Source organism: uncultured Dialister sp., from assembly GCF_937959425.1.
GTDB lineage: Bacteria > Bacillota > Negativicutes > Veillonellales > Dialisteraceae > Dialister.
On the sequence record NZ_CALGPS010000014.1, the window covers coordinates 19632 to 33072 of the forward strand.

At 51.7% G+C, this 13441-nt stretch carries 8 protein-coding genes; 1 reads left to right on the forward strand and 7 read right to left on the reverse strand.

What is annotated here, in order from left to right:
• Together Q0482_RS00635 and Q0482_RS00640 are read right to left on the reverse strand one after the other, a co-directional pair.
• Positions 1-1572, reverse strand: a complete 1572-nt coding sequence (locus Q0482_RS00635) for a DUF6020 family protein (protein WP_299142126.1) — start codon at positions 1570-1572, stop codon at positions 1-3.
• A 170-nt stretch (positions 1573-1742) separates the two neighbouring features.
• Positions 1743-3473: a DUF6020 family protein gene (locus Q0482_RS00640; RefSeq protein WP_299142129.1), complete on the reverse strand. Its 1731-nt coding sequence runs from the start codon at positions 3471-3473 to the stop codon at positions 1743-1745.
• Between the two features lie 284 nt (positions 3474-3757).
• On the opposite strand from Q0482_RS00640, the gene Q0482_RS00645 reads away from it, so the two are divergent.
• Complete coding sequence (locus Q0482_RS00645) at positions 3758-4768, forward strand: uroporphyrinogen decarboxylase family protein (RefSeq protein WP_299142132.1); 1011 nt, start codon at positions 3758-3760, stop codon at positions 4766-4768.
• A gap of 993 nt (positions 4769-5761) precedes the next feature.
• On the opposite strand, the gene Q0482_RS00650 is transcribed toward Q0482_RS00645, so the two are convergent.
• Genes Q0482_RS00650 through Q0482_RS00670 form a run of 5 tightly spaced genes read right to left on the reverse strand, consistent with a single transcriptional unit; the run spans position 5762 to position 13021 of the window.
• Positions 5762-7489, reverse strand: coding sequence for an ABC transporter ATP-binding protein (locus Q0482_RS00650; RefSeq protein ID WP_299142135.1), 1728 nt, complete (start codon positions 7487-7489; stop codon positions 5762-5764).
• A 37-nt stretch (positions 7490-7526) separates the two neighbouring features.
• Positions 7527-8924 (reverse strand): PQQ-binding-like beta-propeller repeat protein, encoded by a 1398-nt coding sequence (locus tag Q0482_RS00655; RefSeq protein WP_299142138.1) that lies wholly within the window; start codon positions 8922-8924, stop codon positions 7527-7529.
• On the reverse strand, positions 8921-9793 hold the full coding sequence (locus Q0482_RS00660) for an energy-coupling factor transporter transmembrane component T (RefSeq protein ID WP_299142140.1): 873 nt from the start codon (positions 9791-9793) through the stop codon (positions 8921-8923). Before Q0482_RS00660 ends, Q0482_RS00655 begins: the two co-directional genes overlap by 4 nt.
• Positions 9771-11411, reverse strand: a complete 1641-nt coding sequence (locus Q0482_RS00665; RefSeq protein WP_299142143.1) for an ABC transporter ATP-binding protein — start codon at positions 11409-11411, stop codon at positions 9771-9773. Before Q0482_RS00665 ends, Q0482_RS00660 begins: the two co-directional genes overlap by 23 nt.
• Complete coding sequence (locus tag Q0482_RS00670) at positions 11408-13021, reverse strand: hypothetical protein (RefSeq protein ID WP_299142146.1); 1614 nt, start codon at positions 13019-13021, stop codon at positions 11408-11410. The genes Q0482_RS00665 and Q0482_RS00670 overlap by 4 nt, the downstream gene beginning before the upstream one ends.
• Positions 13022-13441: the final 420 nt, after the last annotated feature.

Here is a 13441-nt window from a genome sequence, read left to right on the forward strand (position 1 = left end):
TCAGATTTCTTCCCTGAGAAAGAAAAGAATCAGAAGCAGGGGCAGCCCCAAAACATAGGCGAAGGAATAGCGGAACACCGCCGACGCCGGCGTAGAAAGAAGAAGGGTGGCCGTATTCGCCAGAAGAGGAAGGGCTGCCAAAATGAGTCTCCTTCTGCCGCTAAGGTAAAAGAGGAGACAGAAGAAAAGGGTAATCCACAGGCAGAGCCCGCTTCCCAGAAACCGGCTTCCGGAATAGGTATAATTTCCAAGAAATGCTTTCAGCCCAAAGGGCATGGGGAAATCTCCCAAAGCCAGCATATCATTGTCCGAAGGTTTCATGTTCTTCGTGTTCTCGTCAGACAGGGCCCAGCCGAAGCGGGACTGTACACCATGTTCCAGGGGATCCAGATTCCACAGGGCGTAGGTTTCCGTCATCCAGCCTTCTACATATATCCTCGGATTCTTAAGGCCCGTGTCTATCCAGGCCTTAAGAAAGGCAGCCTTCTCCCGGTTCAGGTCATTCCGCCTGAAATCATCGTCCCATTTCACAAAATCCACGGTGGCAGGAGAATAATCCTTCTTCCATTTTTCTTCCGGAAGAAGATGGTTCATAAGGAGAGCGGCCTCATCGCTTCTCTCTCCTCCCATAACAAGCACCCTCCCCATCTGCTGCAAGGGAATGGCCATGCTTTCCTGGAAAAGGGGCTCCCAGTGATGGCAGGACAGAATCATGCGGCCGGGAAGGATGGCCGCCAGGGCGCAGATGATAAAAATAGCCGCCGGCTTTTTCCAGGATTTCCTGTAAAAAGAGGAAACTGCCATAAGAAAAAATACAATGTAAACGCCGTTGCTTCGAAGCAGCATGAGCCCCAGGGACAGAAGAGAAAAGAAAATGTATTCCCTTTTTTCCCAGCTCTCTTCTGTCATGAGAACCATAAATCCTGCAAGGCAGAGGGAAAAGAGGCCGTCCCTTACAGCGGCCATACCGTAATTTCCTATGATGGGAAGCAGCAGGAAATAGAAGTAAAGAGGTATGGCTGCATACCTGCTGTGCCGCCGGTATACCCAAAACACAATCTTCGTAAGGCCCCAGGCATACAAAAGAAGCTGCACCAGGGAGAAGAGGAATATCACCGGCTCCCGGCTGCCGAAGAGATACTTCCCTGCCATGGATCCATATCCGTAGAGGAGAGAATAGAGCCAGGGAAACTGCACGCCGGCATAAAGAGGATTTTCCATCATGAAAAGGGTATCATTCATGCCGGGAGCCGGATAAAGGGCCAAAAGAAAGGGCACCTGCCACAGGGCCATGAGAAGAAAGGCCGGCAGGAAGAACGGGCTCTCCCCTCCCTTTTCACTTTGGCAGGGCAGAGTAAGCCACAGCCTTGCAAAAGGCGGAAGCACCGCCGAAAAGAGGAGAAAAAGAAGAAGCAGCACCCAGCCATCATGGCCGGTCAGTATGGCCTGTCCGGCCTCTGTCACCTTTTCTCCCATACTGTCGATTTTATAGGTATACCAGGCTGCCGGCGAAAGAAAGAAGGAAAATACCATGGATGCCCGGCAGGCCCTGTCCCAGCGGAAAAGTTTCATTGATTTCTCCCCAGAGAAGCGATGATTCAATCACTATCTGCTTTTATTCATAAAATTTTAAGTAATGAAAGGAGCAGGAAAGGAAACAGCAGTTATTTAAGGAGTCCCATGACGAAGCAGTGCAAAAAAATTCTTATAAAAGCAGATTCTATGAATGAATCAGTGCTTCCTTAGTCCTTCCAGTGTGTATATCCGTCATTCTTCTGCCCTTCTGAAAGCATGGAATTCTGTATCGGTTTCCCCTTTAACACCACCGTGTCCGCCCATTTCGTCCTGCCGTATTTACCTTCCGGAAGGAAAGGAAGCAGCAGGAAAAAGGGCATGCAGAGGGGAAAGAAATAGACATAGCGATATACAAAAGCCGCTGGCGTGGCAATCATCAGAGTGCCCCAGAGAAGGCAGGCCGGAAGCAGCACCAGAAACCGGCTGTACTGCCGCCTGTAGAAAAGAAGGAGGCCCATGCACAAAGTAAGCCACAGGCAGGTGCCGGCTCCCAAGTAGCGGCTGTGGTTCCACATGAAAGTACCCAGCTTCTCCTGGGTATCTTTTTTAAAAAAGGTATGGATATCCGCCGTTTTATAGGCATTGTTATGGTCAGGGCTTAAACCGTTCTTCAGGTCGCTTTCAGAGAAAGCCCAGCCGAAGCGGGACTGGGTCATTTCATCAGGCGCAGGAAAAGCCCAATAGCCGTAGGTGGCAAAAAGCCAGGCCTCCACATAGACCTCTTTGTTCCGCTTCCCCAGGGATTTCCAGTTTTTCCAGAAATCATCGGGATGGCTGTTGAAATAGTAGAAATCAAAATCGCTGTTCCACTTAATGAGGTCTACGGTGAAAGGGTCATACCATTTGGCAATGCGACCGGGAATCATCATCTTAACGGAATAGGCCTTTTCCTCCTCCGTCAGCGGCACCCCCACCGCCACGGCCCGGGAAAACTGCTGCAGAGGAATACCCACCCGTTCCTGAAAAAGCTGGGGTAGATTTAAAATCTGCTTGATAGCCACATCAGGAGTCACTGCAATGGCAATCATCACAAGTCCGGTGAGAAGAAGATTCACGCGGATTCCCTTCATAAGCCATACCAGAAAAAGAAGCATGACCACAAACACGTAAATCCCGTTATTTCTAAGAAGCATCATGCAAAGACCTGCCAGAATGAAAAGTCTTTTATTCGACTCCCATGCATTTTCCCTGTATCCGGACACAAAGGAAGTGACCAGTGGCACCCAGAGAAGGATGGTAACTGAAAAAAGCACATCCTTCACATTGGAAAAGGACATATTGGCAATAAGGGGAAGGAAAGCATAGTACAGAGTCAGAAGAGAGGTAAGCCAAAGCCTGCCGGTCCGCCTGTAAATCCAGGACAGGCAGTAGGCAATGCCTGCAGAAAAGAGAAGCATCTGAATCACCGACGCCGCTGCCAGACCATAGGAGGTGGTGTGGAAAAGCATATCCGACGCCTGGGTGAGTCCGTAAATAAACATGCAGTAAATAAAAGTATGCTGCCCCGTGGCCCATATGCCTGCCCGCATAATATCGGTGGTATCATTCATGCCTGTCCCCGGGTAGAACACAAGAAAAAAAGGCATCCATGCCAGAAGCAGAAAAGCCATGATGAAGGCAAAGGGAGCCTCCAGGGGACTGCCCTCTGCCCCTATTTTCTCCGAAAAGGAAGAAAGACTGCCGGCATACTTCATGAAGAGAGAAATCACGACAAAAGTAAGAACGGAAAGGGCCAGTACCCCCACCGCGTCAGAACCATGGAGCAGCGCCTCCCTGTTCCAGGGAACAGAGCCGGGATGCCAGCCGATACGCCATGTGTAAAATTCAGAAAAGCCCATGCACAGAGAAACTATCCCCGTAAGCAGGGCCAGCCATAATCTGTCTTTATATATATTCATAACCTGACCGCCTTTGATTGTATCTGTATTATACCTTTTTTAGAAAGGGACTGACAAGATGGGGAAGGTGGTGTCTGCGGCACCACCTTCCCCCGCAAGCGGAGGACAATAAGGCAGTAAGAAACTACCCATTTCCCATTCCCCATTCTCCACTCCCCCATTCCCCATTCTCCACTCCCCTATTTCCCATTCTCCACTCCCCTATTTCCATTTATTATCTTCCCTCCCCTTCCTATGGTATAATTAAAAAAAATAAATAATCCTGTTTCTGAAAGGAGATTGCTATGAATAGAGAAGAACGAATCAGGGCAGCCCTGGCGGGCCAAGAGGTGGACCATGTGCCGGTGGGCGCCTGGATGCACCTGTCTGAATTTGACCAGGATCCTATTTCCCTGGCAGAAGCGGAAGTGCAGTTTACAGAGAAATATGATTTTGACTATATTAAAATGATGCCCTTCGGCCTCTACAGCACCCAGGACTTCGGCAACCAGATTACCATTTACTGCGACCCATACAGGGAACCAATCGTCAAAAACTTTGCCATTAAAAGCCCTGCGGACTATGACACGCTGAAGGCCATTCCTGCCATCCAGGGAACCTACGGCAAGCAGATTGAATTTGCCAGGGAACTGGTAAAGAGGAGAAAACCCGGCACACCGGTGATCCAGACCATTTTCAGTCCCTTCTCTACGCTGAAGAAAATGGCCGGCGACCGTCTCCTTATGGATATGATCAACTATCCTGCCTCCGTTCACCATGCCCTGGCCGCCATTACCGCCACCACCCTTGATTTCATCGGCTATAACATTGACGCCGGCGTGGACGGCTTCTTCTTTGCCACCCAGAACGCCACCCGCTCTGTCATGAACCTTCATGAATTTGAAGAATTCGGCAAGTTCTATGATCTGCAGGTCATCAAATCCTATGCAAAGAAGACCTGGTTCAATGCAGTCCATATCCACGGGGAGGACATCTATTTCAATGAAGTGGCCTCTTATCCCGTAAACTGCATTAACTGGCACGACCGCCACACCTGGCCCAGCCTGAAGGAAGCCCGGGCCCTTACGGACAAATGCCTGCTGGCAGGCATCAAGTCCGCCCCCTACTTCGTAGACGGCGTCCTTAAATATGACGACATCATTCTGGACGGCACGCCGGAAGAAATTACAGCCCATGTAAAAGATGCCATTTCCCAGGTAGACGGAAAAGGCCTCATCCTGGGCCCCGGCTGCGTAGTAAATCCCAAAGCACCGGAAGAAAACCTCCTGGCCCTCAGAAAAGCTGTAGAAGCGTAAGAAAAAAGAATGCCAAGAAATGGTTATATTTCCTGGCATTCTTTTTATGTTCAGAAGGTTTCCTGGTCGACTTGCCACTTCTGTCATTCATAGCGGCAGGAAACTGTTGGCAAATAGTTTCCCGTCCGGCTTGGCACCACTGTGTTTCACACCAACAGGAAACTTTTTGCGAATAGTTTCCTGTCCGGCTTGACGCGACTGCCATTCACCGCAACAGGAAACTGTTGGCGAATGGTTTCCTGTCCGGCTTGCCACTTCTGCTATTCACCGCGACAGGAAACTGTTGGCGAATAGTTTCCTATCCGGCTTGACACCGCTGCCGTTCACCGCGACAGGAAACTTTTTGCTAAGGGTTTCCCGTCCGGCTTGTCACCACTGCGTTTCACACCAACAGGAAACTTTTGGCGAATAGTTTCCTGTCCGGATTGACACAACTGCTAGTCACCGCGACAGGAAACTGTTTGCATATAGTTTCCCGTTCGGCTTGGCGCCACTGCTATTCACTGCGACAGGAAACTATTTGCGAAGGTTTTCCCGTCCGGCTTGGCACCACTGCGTTTCACACCGACAGGAAACTTTTTGCGAATAGTTTCCTATCCGGCTTGTCACCGCTGCCGTTCACCGCGACAGGAAACTTTTTGCATACAGTTTCCCGTTCGACTTGACACCACTGCTATTCACCGCAGCAGGAAACTTTTCGCTAAGGGTTTCCCGTCCGGCTTGTCACCGCTGCTATTCACCGCAGCAGGAAACTTTTCGCATATAGGTTCCTATTCGGCTTGACACGACTGCTATTCACCACGACAGGAAACTATTCGCATACAGGTTCCCGTCCGACTTGCCACTTCTGCCATTCACCGCGACAGGAAACTTTTCGCATACAGGTTCCCGTTCGACTTGGCACCACTGTGTTTCACACCAACAGGAAACTTTTTGCGAATAGTTTCCTATCCGGCTTGTCACTGCTGCGGCATGGCACCACCGCCGGTTCCCCTATTCCTCATTCTTCTTTTTCTTCTGGGCCTCATAGAGCTCATAGTATTTACCTTTTTGGGCGATGAGGTCATCATGGCTGCCGGATTCTATGAGGCGGCCATGGTCAAGGACGTAGATGCAGTCCGCATTTCTCACGGTGGAGAGGCGGTGGGCGATGATGATAGTGGTTCTGTCTTTAGCCAGGTCATCCAGGGTAGCCTGCACCGTTTTTTCCGTCTGTGTATCCAGAGCGGAGGTGGCTTCGTCGAAAATGACCACCGGCGGATTCTTCAGGAATACCCGGGCAATAGCAATCCTCTGTTTCTGCCCGCCGGAAAGCTTTACGCCCCTTTCTCCTACCTTTGTGTCATAGCCATTAGGCAGGGATTCGATAAATTCATCAGCCGCCGCCAGTTTGGCCGCGCGGCGGATGTCATCCATGGAAGCCCCTTCCCTGCCGTAGGCAATGTTTTCCGCAATGGTGTCGCCAAAAAGGAATACATCCTGCTGTACAATGCCGATTTTCCGTCGGAGATCCTTTTGGGCAAATTCATTCAAATTATGGCCGTCCAGGGTAATGGAGCCTTCAGTCGGTTCATAGAACCGGAGGAGGAGGCTGACCAGGGTGCTCTTGCCGGCGCCCGTTTCTCCTACAAAAGCCACAGTTTTACCGGCAGGGATATCAAAGTCAAGATGATGGAGAATCAGCCTGCCGGGCTCATAGCCGAAGGACAGGTCGTGGAAATCAATGTCCCCTTTCACATGGGCAAGAGCCAGGGGATGGGGCGGATCCTGAATGGACGGCTCTGTGTGCATGATTTCCTCAAACCGGTGGAAGCCGGCCATGCCCCTCTGGTACACCTCTGCCAGAATGGTAAGGCGGAATACGGGCCGCATGAAGATATTCACATAGAGAAGGAAGGCCACGAAATCGGAAAGGAGCAGTTCATTCCTTGTAATCATCCAGCCCCCTGCCAGGATAACTACCACATTAATAAAGTTGGTAAAGAAATTGATACTTCCGGAGAAATAACCCACAAGGCGGTAGGACTCAAATTTTGTATTTCTCAGTTCCACGCTCTTCTCTTCAAACCTTTTCAATTCAAAGGCCTCCTGGGCAAAGGCCTTCACCAGACGGATGCCGGAAAGGCTTTCCTCCGCCCTGGCCGCCACTTCCCCCGCCATCTTCCTGTTCCTGCGAAAAGCGCCTTTCATCTTCCTGTTGATTTTCACCGTGTGAACGGCCTTTGCCACCAGAAGGGCGCCGATGAGGAGGGCCAGCTTCCAGTTCATCAGAAGCATGACCACCAGGGTGCCTGCCATGATGACGCCGCAGAGAAGCACATCGTTGGGCCCACGGAAAGAAAGCTCGCTGATTTCCGTAATATCGCTGGTAATGCGGGAAAGGAGCTGCCCCGTCTTTTCATTGTCGAAATAATGGAAGGACAGCTTTTCAATGTGACCGAAAAGATCCCGGCGCATATCATGCTCAATGGAAGCGCTCATCACATGGCCGTAGTACTGCACCATGAACTGGATGATGAAATTGATGATATAGAGAAGAAGAAGGATGCCGGAACCCCAGAGAAGCCGGTGCATATCCTTCTCCGGCAGTACCTGGTTTATCAGGTTCCTTACCACCATAGGGAAAATCAGATCCAGCCCCGCCATGGCAAAGGTGCCGATAATGACCCACACCAGGATTTTCATGTAGGGTCTGTAGTATTTCATAAATCGAGTAATCATAAGTATCTCCTTTATGGCCGCCGCAGGCGGCGGCCACCTATGTCTTCCATATATGAAGCCTGTAGGCGCCCAGAAGACTTCCTTCCGGCGTAACCGCCGGCACTTCAATGCCTGCCATAAGGGTACCGTCATCGGATATGGCTATGTTCTGCAGGGGGCCTTTTGTATGATACCGGACTAGACGGCTGCCGTCTTTAAGGGAAACCGCTTCCGCCCCGTGGGCTTCATAATCGTGGTTTCTCACATTCCGCCCTACAGCCAGGGCCGCAAGGCCGTCGGCGCAGCTCACCGCTTCGATTTCTCCGGGGGCTGTATATTTCCAGCGGAATTCACCGTCCAGGGAAAAATAGAAAAGGCTGTTGCTGGAGGGGTGGATTACCGGTGCCGCCATCTGCCAGTTGTCCTTATTAAAGGTATTGATGGTATCAAAGAGCACACCGTCAGCAAGGGGAATGGCGTCCCGTCCGGCGGCAAAGAACCAGGTGCCTCCTATTTCTTTAGCCTCCGACAGAGTCCTTTTCCAGAGAAGGCTGCCATCCCTGTCAAAGAGAAATCCTCTGCCGTCACTGGTCATGGCGGCAAGATACCGGCCGTCACGGGAGTAGGACGGCCCGTTTCGCAGGGGCACGGATTGGAAAGGCGCTGCCTTTGGGATAGATACTTCATGGAGCAGCTCCCCTGTCTCTCCCTGAAGTACATATATATTCTTATTATACTCCAAATTTTCTATCTTAGATTTATCATAATTGGCGGTACCGAAGGCAAAGCGGCCGCCCTCAGGGGTCACATCCCCCCAGTTCACCCAGGCGTCCATAGGCTTTTCTTTCGGATAGCGCCATCTTTCCCTGCCATCCCTGGTAAAGGACACCACCCGGCTTACATATCCTCTCTGTCCGTTTTCCAGTACCGTAAACCGGTAAAACAGAGCATACACATTTCCCTCATAATCTGTGGATATATGGATGGCCTGAGGGTCCGCCCGGATGTCCGGTTCTCCTCCGATGACATCAAAGCCCCGGAATTTCCAGAGCACGTCGCCGGATTTAACATCCATGGCATAGAGATAGCCGTCGGGACTTTTTTCACCGGCATACACTCTTTTTCCGTCCTCCGACAGGGTCAGGGCACGGATGAGACCATTTCCCAGAGAGTGACTCCATTTTTCACTGCCTTCTCTTGAAAGATGGCGCAGCTCCCCATTGGCTGTGCCGATCATCCAGCCGCCGTCAGAAGGGGTGTACAGGACTACGCCCCCATCAAATCCCATGCGGTCATAATTTCTTCCTGCCATCTCCCCCAGCGGCACCACCAGGCCGGCATCTTTATCCTTAGGCGAAAACATCTGCCAGGGCGTTTTGCTGCCGGTTACCAGAAAAAGAACGGCCCAGGTGGAAGCCAGAAGGAGGAAGAGAAGCATCGTTTTCCATGATTTCATAAGTATAATTTCGTCCAGTCATAAACCATTCGGAGCATGCCGAAATAAAAGCCTTTCAGGGAAAGGGCATAGAGTATCTTGGAAATACCGCAGCCCGCCACAAAGAAAGCCGCCAGCAGACATACCCCCTTTTCCCTTTTCTCCCAGGGCCTTCCTTCCCTTTCCCTGGCCAGGAAAAGGCCGCGGCTGGTGACGGAGAGGGAAAGGGTCTGGGCACGGCGAAGGCAGCGGGCCAGAAGAGGCTTGATCATGTAGGGAATATGGCGGATTACGCCATGCCTTCCCCTTCTGGATCCGCTTCGGAGCTGCAGAGCCGTCATCACTTCTCCCGCCTCCGCCGCCAGGATGGGGAAAAAGCGGATGGCCGTCACCAGCATGAAAGATGCCTGAGGCGACAGGTGCCAGGATGTGAGCCCCTTTAAAAGATCCCGGGGATCGCTGGTCCAGCATACAAGGAGCCCCAGGGCTATCATGGAGGCAGTACGCATGCCCTGTACCGCTCCATAAATAATGCCTTCCCGGTAAATATACAGACCGCCGGTAAGGGAGCCCAGAAAAGGAAAATTCGGGGAAATCAGCATAAAAAGCGGAGTTCTCGGATTCTGGGCAAAAAAGAGGGCCTGGCTGGAAATGGACCCCCAAAGTCCCAGCAGCAGGAATATGGAAAGCATTTTCCATTTATGTACCGGCGTTTTTCCCAGAAAGTGGAGAAGCAGGGTTATCGTAAAAAGGATAAACAGACTGCGGGCATTATCCACGATAACCATCATGAATGCGTATAGAAGAAGGATACACAGCTTGGTCCTTCCGTCCAGGGCGGAAATCACCGATTTCCTGTCCCCTCCTTCAAAGGTCTGTCGAAACGACATGGGCCAGCACCTCCTCTATGGTGACACAGGGTTCAATGGAAAGTTTTTCTGAAACATCCAGCATAGGCGGCATGGCAAGGCCGCTTTCTTTCATGAGCCGGCGGCAGCTGAACAAATCATGGGGACTGCCGTGGGCTATGAACTGTCCTTCTTTCAGCAGATACACTTCCTCTGCCAAATCCGCCGCCAGTTCCATATCATGGGTACAGATGAAAACAGTTCTTCCCTCTGAAGCGGCCATGGTGAGCATGTGACGGATATCCCGAAGGCTTTTCTGGTCCTGTCCGGTGGTAGGCTCATCCAGAATCAGGAGCCTGTTGTCCTTCCTGGCCAGAAGGGCACCGAAAACCACCCGAAGCCGCTGCCCCTTGGACAGGGCCAGAGGAAAATCATGACGGTAATGGGCCAGATGAAGTTTATGAAGAAGCACTCCCAGCTCCTCTTCCGAAAGATCCCTGTTATTCCAGGTCAGTTCTTCTTCCACCGAATCGGTAAGCAGCATGAGATCCGCTTCCTGCCGCATGAAGCCTGCATGGTACCTTTCTTCCTCCGCCGGCTTTCCATCAATCAGTACCTCGCCTTTTTCCGGCTTCAGAAGTCCTGCCAGCAGATTGAGAAGGGTGGATTTTCCTGCACCGTTAAATCCCATAAGGGCTGTAATGCTCCCCTGCCCTGCCGTAAAGGACAGCCCCTTCAGCGTTTCCGACGGGGCTTCGGGATAGGTGTAGTGAATATTTCTTCCTTCCAGAACCACCGGCCCGCCGGAAGGACGGCGCCTTGAAAGCACATGGGACGCAAAAGAAATCCCTGCCCTTTTGATTTCGGCCACCGTGGTTTCCATGTCCGAAGAAGCATAGGGCAGATGGAGCCTTCGGGCCAGTTTTACAAGCTGGGGTTCCCGTATGCCGTACCTTTCCGTATCTCCCATTTCATTCCACGCCTGCTCCGTAGGGCCGTCATAAATGAAGCGGCCCTGATCCATAATGCAGAGCCTTGGGAAATGGGAAGCCAGTTCATTTACCCTATGCTCCACCATGAGGATGGTCATACGGTCTTCCCGGTTCAGGCTGTGGAGAAGGTTAAGGAAATCCCGGACGCCCTTGGGATTCATCTGGCTTACCGGTTCATCCAGAATAAGAAGACGGGGATGGGTGACAAGGATAGAAGCCAATGCCAGCCGCTGCCGCTGACCGCCGGAAAGGGCATGAATGCTTCTTTCCTCCATGCCCGAAAGTCCTACCCTGTCCAGGGCCAGGGAGACTTCCCTTCGGATGCAGCTTTCACTGTCACCCCGGTTTTCCAGGGCAAATCCCACTTCGTCCGAAAGCGTCATGGCAAAGAGCTGGTCGTCAGGAGTCTGGTACACCGTACCGGCCATGATTCCTATGTCCTCGGCGGTCATGGAAAAAATATCCCTGCCGCAGAGGGTCATGGAACCCTTCATGTCCACATCCTCCAGAAGCCCGGTCACCGCTTTAATGAGAGTGGATTTGCCGCAGCCTGAACGGCCGGCGATGAGTACCATTTCTCCCTCTCCTGCCTGAAAGGAAAGATGGCTGATGGTATCCCTGTTTCTTGTCCTGTATCGGCAGGAGAAATCCTGTATATCAAGAATCATGAACCCATCACCTGCCTCAGGCGGCTTCCTGTTTTCCAGCCCAGGAAACTTCCCAGACTGCTGTAGAGAAGGCCGTTAATCACCATGTACAGACCGATAAACCAGTCTGCATAATAAAGACGATAAAAAAGCATGAGCTGCTGCATATTGATGAAAGTAAGCCCTGCATCACAGATACCCATCACAAGGGATATGAAAAGGCCATAGGCCAAAGTGAGCTTTTCCTTCCTGTAGAATCCAGTCAGGAGAAGGGCTCCTTCAATCACTGCAATGGAAGAAGCGGTGAGAAGGATGCCTGCCGGCGTTACCCGACCAAAGAGAATGGCCGACAGCAGCCAGCGAATGAGGTAGAAAAGGGCAGTCACTCCTGGACGGCGGAAAAGAATGAGCAGCGACATAAGGAGCATGTACTGCACCACGCCGCTTAAAAGTCCCGTCACCAGTCCGGAAAAGGGCCCGAGAATCACATGAAGGAAATCTCCCAGAAGGGTCACCGGCACCACCACGCCGCCAAAAGCCAGGGCTGCAAAGAGCGCGGCTGCAATGTCGCCTCTGGCACCGATACGGATCATGGTTTTTCTGATCCGCCCCAGTGAAAGAAGAATCAGCAGCAGACAGCAGGAAGAAATGGCAGTGGACAGAAGTCCGGCGCTGCGGTTCTTCACCACCGTCAGAGGAATCTCCGTCAATTTTTCATTTTCACCATCCGACAGGGTAATGCGAAGATTATAGTCCCCCTCTGTCATGGCAAAAGAATTGGCATAGAGGGGAATCACCGCCGTCTGCATTTTCCCTCCATTCAGGGAAAAATCTGCTTCCGTGGAAGAAGAATGATCCAAATCCACATTTCCCTCTTCCGGAGAAGACGACATGAGCCCTTCCTTCACTTCGCCGCTTCCCCGGTCCACAAGCTCCGCCTTGAAATGGACAGTTCGCACATCCCTCCCGGGGTTTCTCATATCCAAAAGCAGGTACGTATCCGGTTTATCCAGCACCGCTGCCCAGTCAATGGGGGCGCCGGTGAGACGGTGCCTGATATTTTCCAAAGTCACATCAGGAAGCACCATGGTATTTGGCGAAAGGCGGGCATCGGTCTCCCCCTGCTCATTCACCGGCAGAACCACCGACTGGATATACCAGGATTCCTGCCTGCCAACGGCCTCCTTTTCCTCTGCCGGTATATCTTTGATGGCAAAATCCACTTTTTTGGAAAGACTCCAGTCCTCCCCTGCCACCCTGACAGAGAGAGCGCCTTCTCCCTCCGGCAGGGAAGGAGACAGGGCCACCGGAATAACCTCAAATACATTGCCATAATCTGCAGGAAGGGTGAGCTCCATGTGGATGTCTCCATCCTCCACCTGCCATTCCTTTCCGCTCCTGGCCGAAAGGCCTTCAGGCAGGGAAACAGTGACGGAAGCCCGTTCTTCCGGGTGGTTGAAATGATCCAGTGAAATAAAAAGGAGCTGCGTACTGCCAACGCTGGCAGGGATTTCCTTTGACCCGTTCAGGCTGTAGGGAAACTGCACTGTCAGATGAACCGGCGCCTCTGCCGAAACGGGCAGAAGGAACGCCAGCCAGCCAAGCAGGAGCATAACCAAGCGGAATATCATAAAAAACCTCACTATAGGAAACCATCATATACTTGCTTCATTATACTATATCCGGGCCGTCTCGCGGCCCAAGGTCCAGAGGGGATTGAAGGGGGCAGGAACCTTCGGTCCCGAAGATTCTTAAGGTTTTAAGGTTTGACAGCCGCTCCGCGGCTGAGGGTTGTGGATTGCCCATGGAGCCACTGCGTGGCAGGGTTCAGAGGGTTCAGAAGGTTCAAAGGGTTCAGAGGGTTGTGGTATCGCCGCTTCGCGGCGATGAGTATATATGCCGCCTGTCGTCTAAGGAAGCGCTGATTAAATCGTTATCGGATTTCATTCTTGCATTTTTATTCAATGCAAGGAATAAGTCGACGCGAATAGCAAGCTATTTAGTGGCTGTTAAAAAACCACCCTTTGCAAAAATAGCCTAAAACACCCTCA

What these genes read in the sequence shown, in the direction of transcription:
- Q0482_RS00635 (WP_299142126.1), bottom strand. Translation starts at nt 1,572, where the DNA reads ATGAAACTTTTCCGCTGGGACAGGGCCTGCCGGGCATCCATGGTATTT.
- Q0482_RS00640 (WP_299142129.1), bottom strand. Translation starts at nt 3,473, where the DNA reads ATGAATATATATAAAGACAGATTATGGCTGGCCCTGCTTACGGGGATA.
- Q0482_RS00645 (WP_299142132.1), top strand. Translation starts at nt 3,758, where the DNA reads ATGAATAGAGAAGAACGAATCAGGGCAGCCCTGGCGGGCCAAGAGGTG.
- Q0482_RS00650 (WP_299142135.1), bottom strand. Translation starts at nt 7,489, where the DNA reads ATGATTACTCGATTTATGAAATACTACAGACCCTACATGAAAATCCTG.
- Q0482_RS00655 (WP_299142138.1), bottom strand. Translation starts at nt 8,924, where the DNA reads ATGAAATCATGGAAAACGATGCTTCTCTTCCTCCTTCTGGCTTCCACC.
- Q0482_RS00660 (WP_299142140.1), bottom strand. Translation starts at nt 9,793, where the DNA reads ATGTCGTTTCGACAGACCTTTGAAGGAGGGGACAGGAAATCGGTGATT.
- Q0482_RS00665 (WP_299142143.1), bottom strand. Translation starts at nt 11,411, where the DNA reads ATGATTCTTGATATACAGGATTTCTCCTGCCGATACAGGACAAGAAAC.
- Q0482_RS00670 (WP_299142146.1), bottom strand. Translation starts at nt 13,021, where the DNA reads ATGATATTCCGCTTGGTTATGCTCCTGCTTGGCTGGCTGGCGTTCCTT.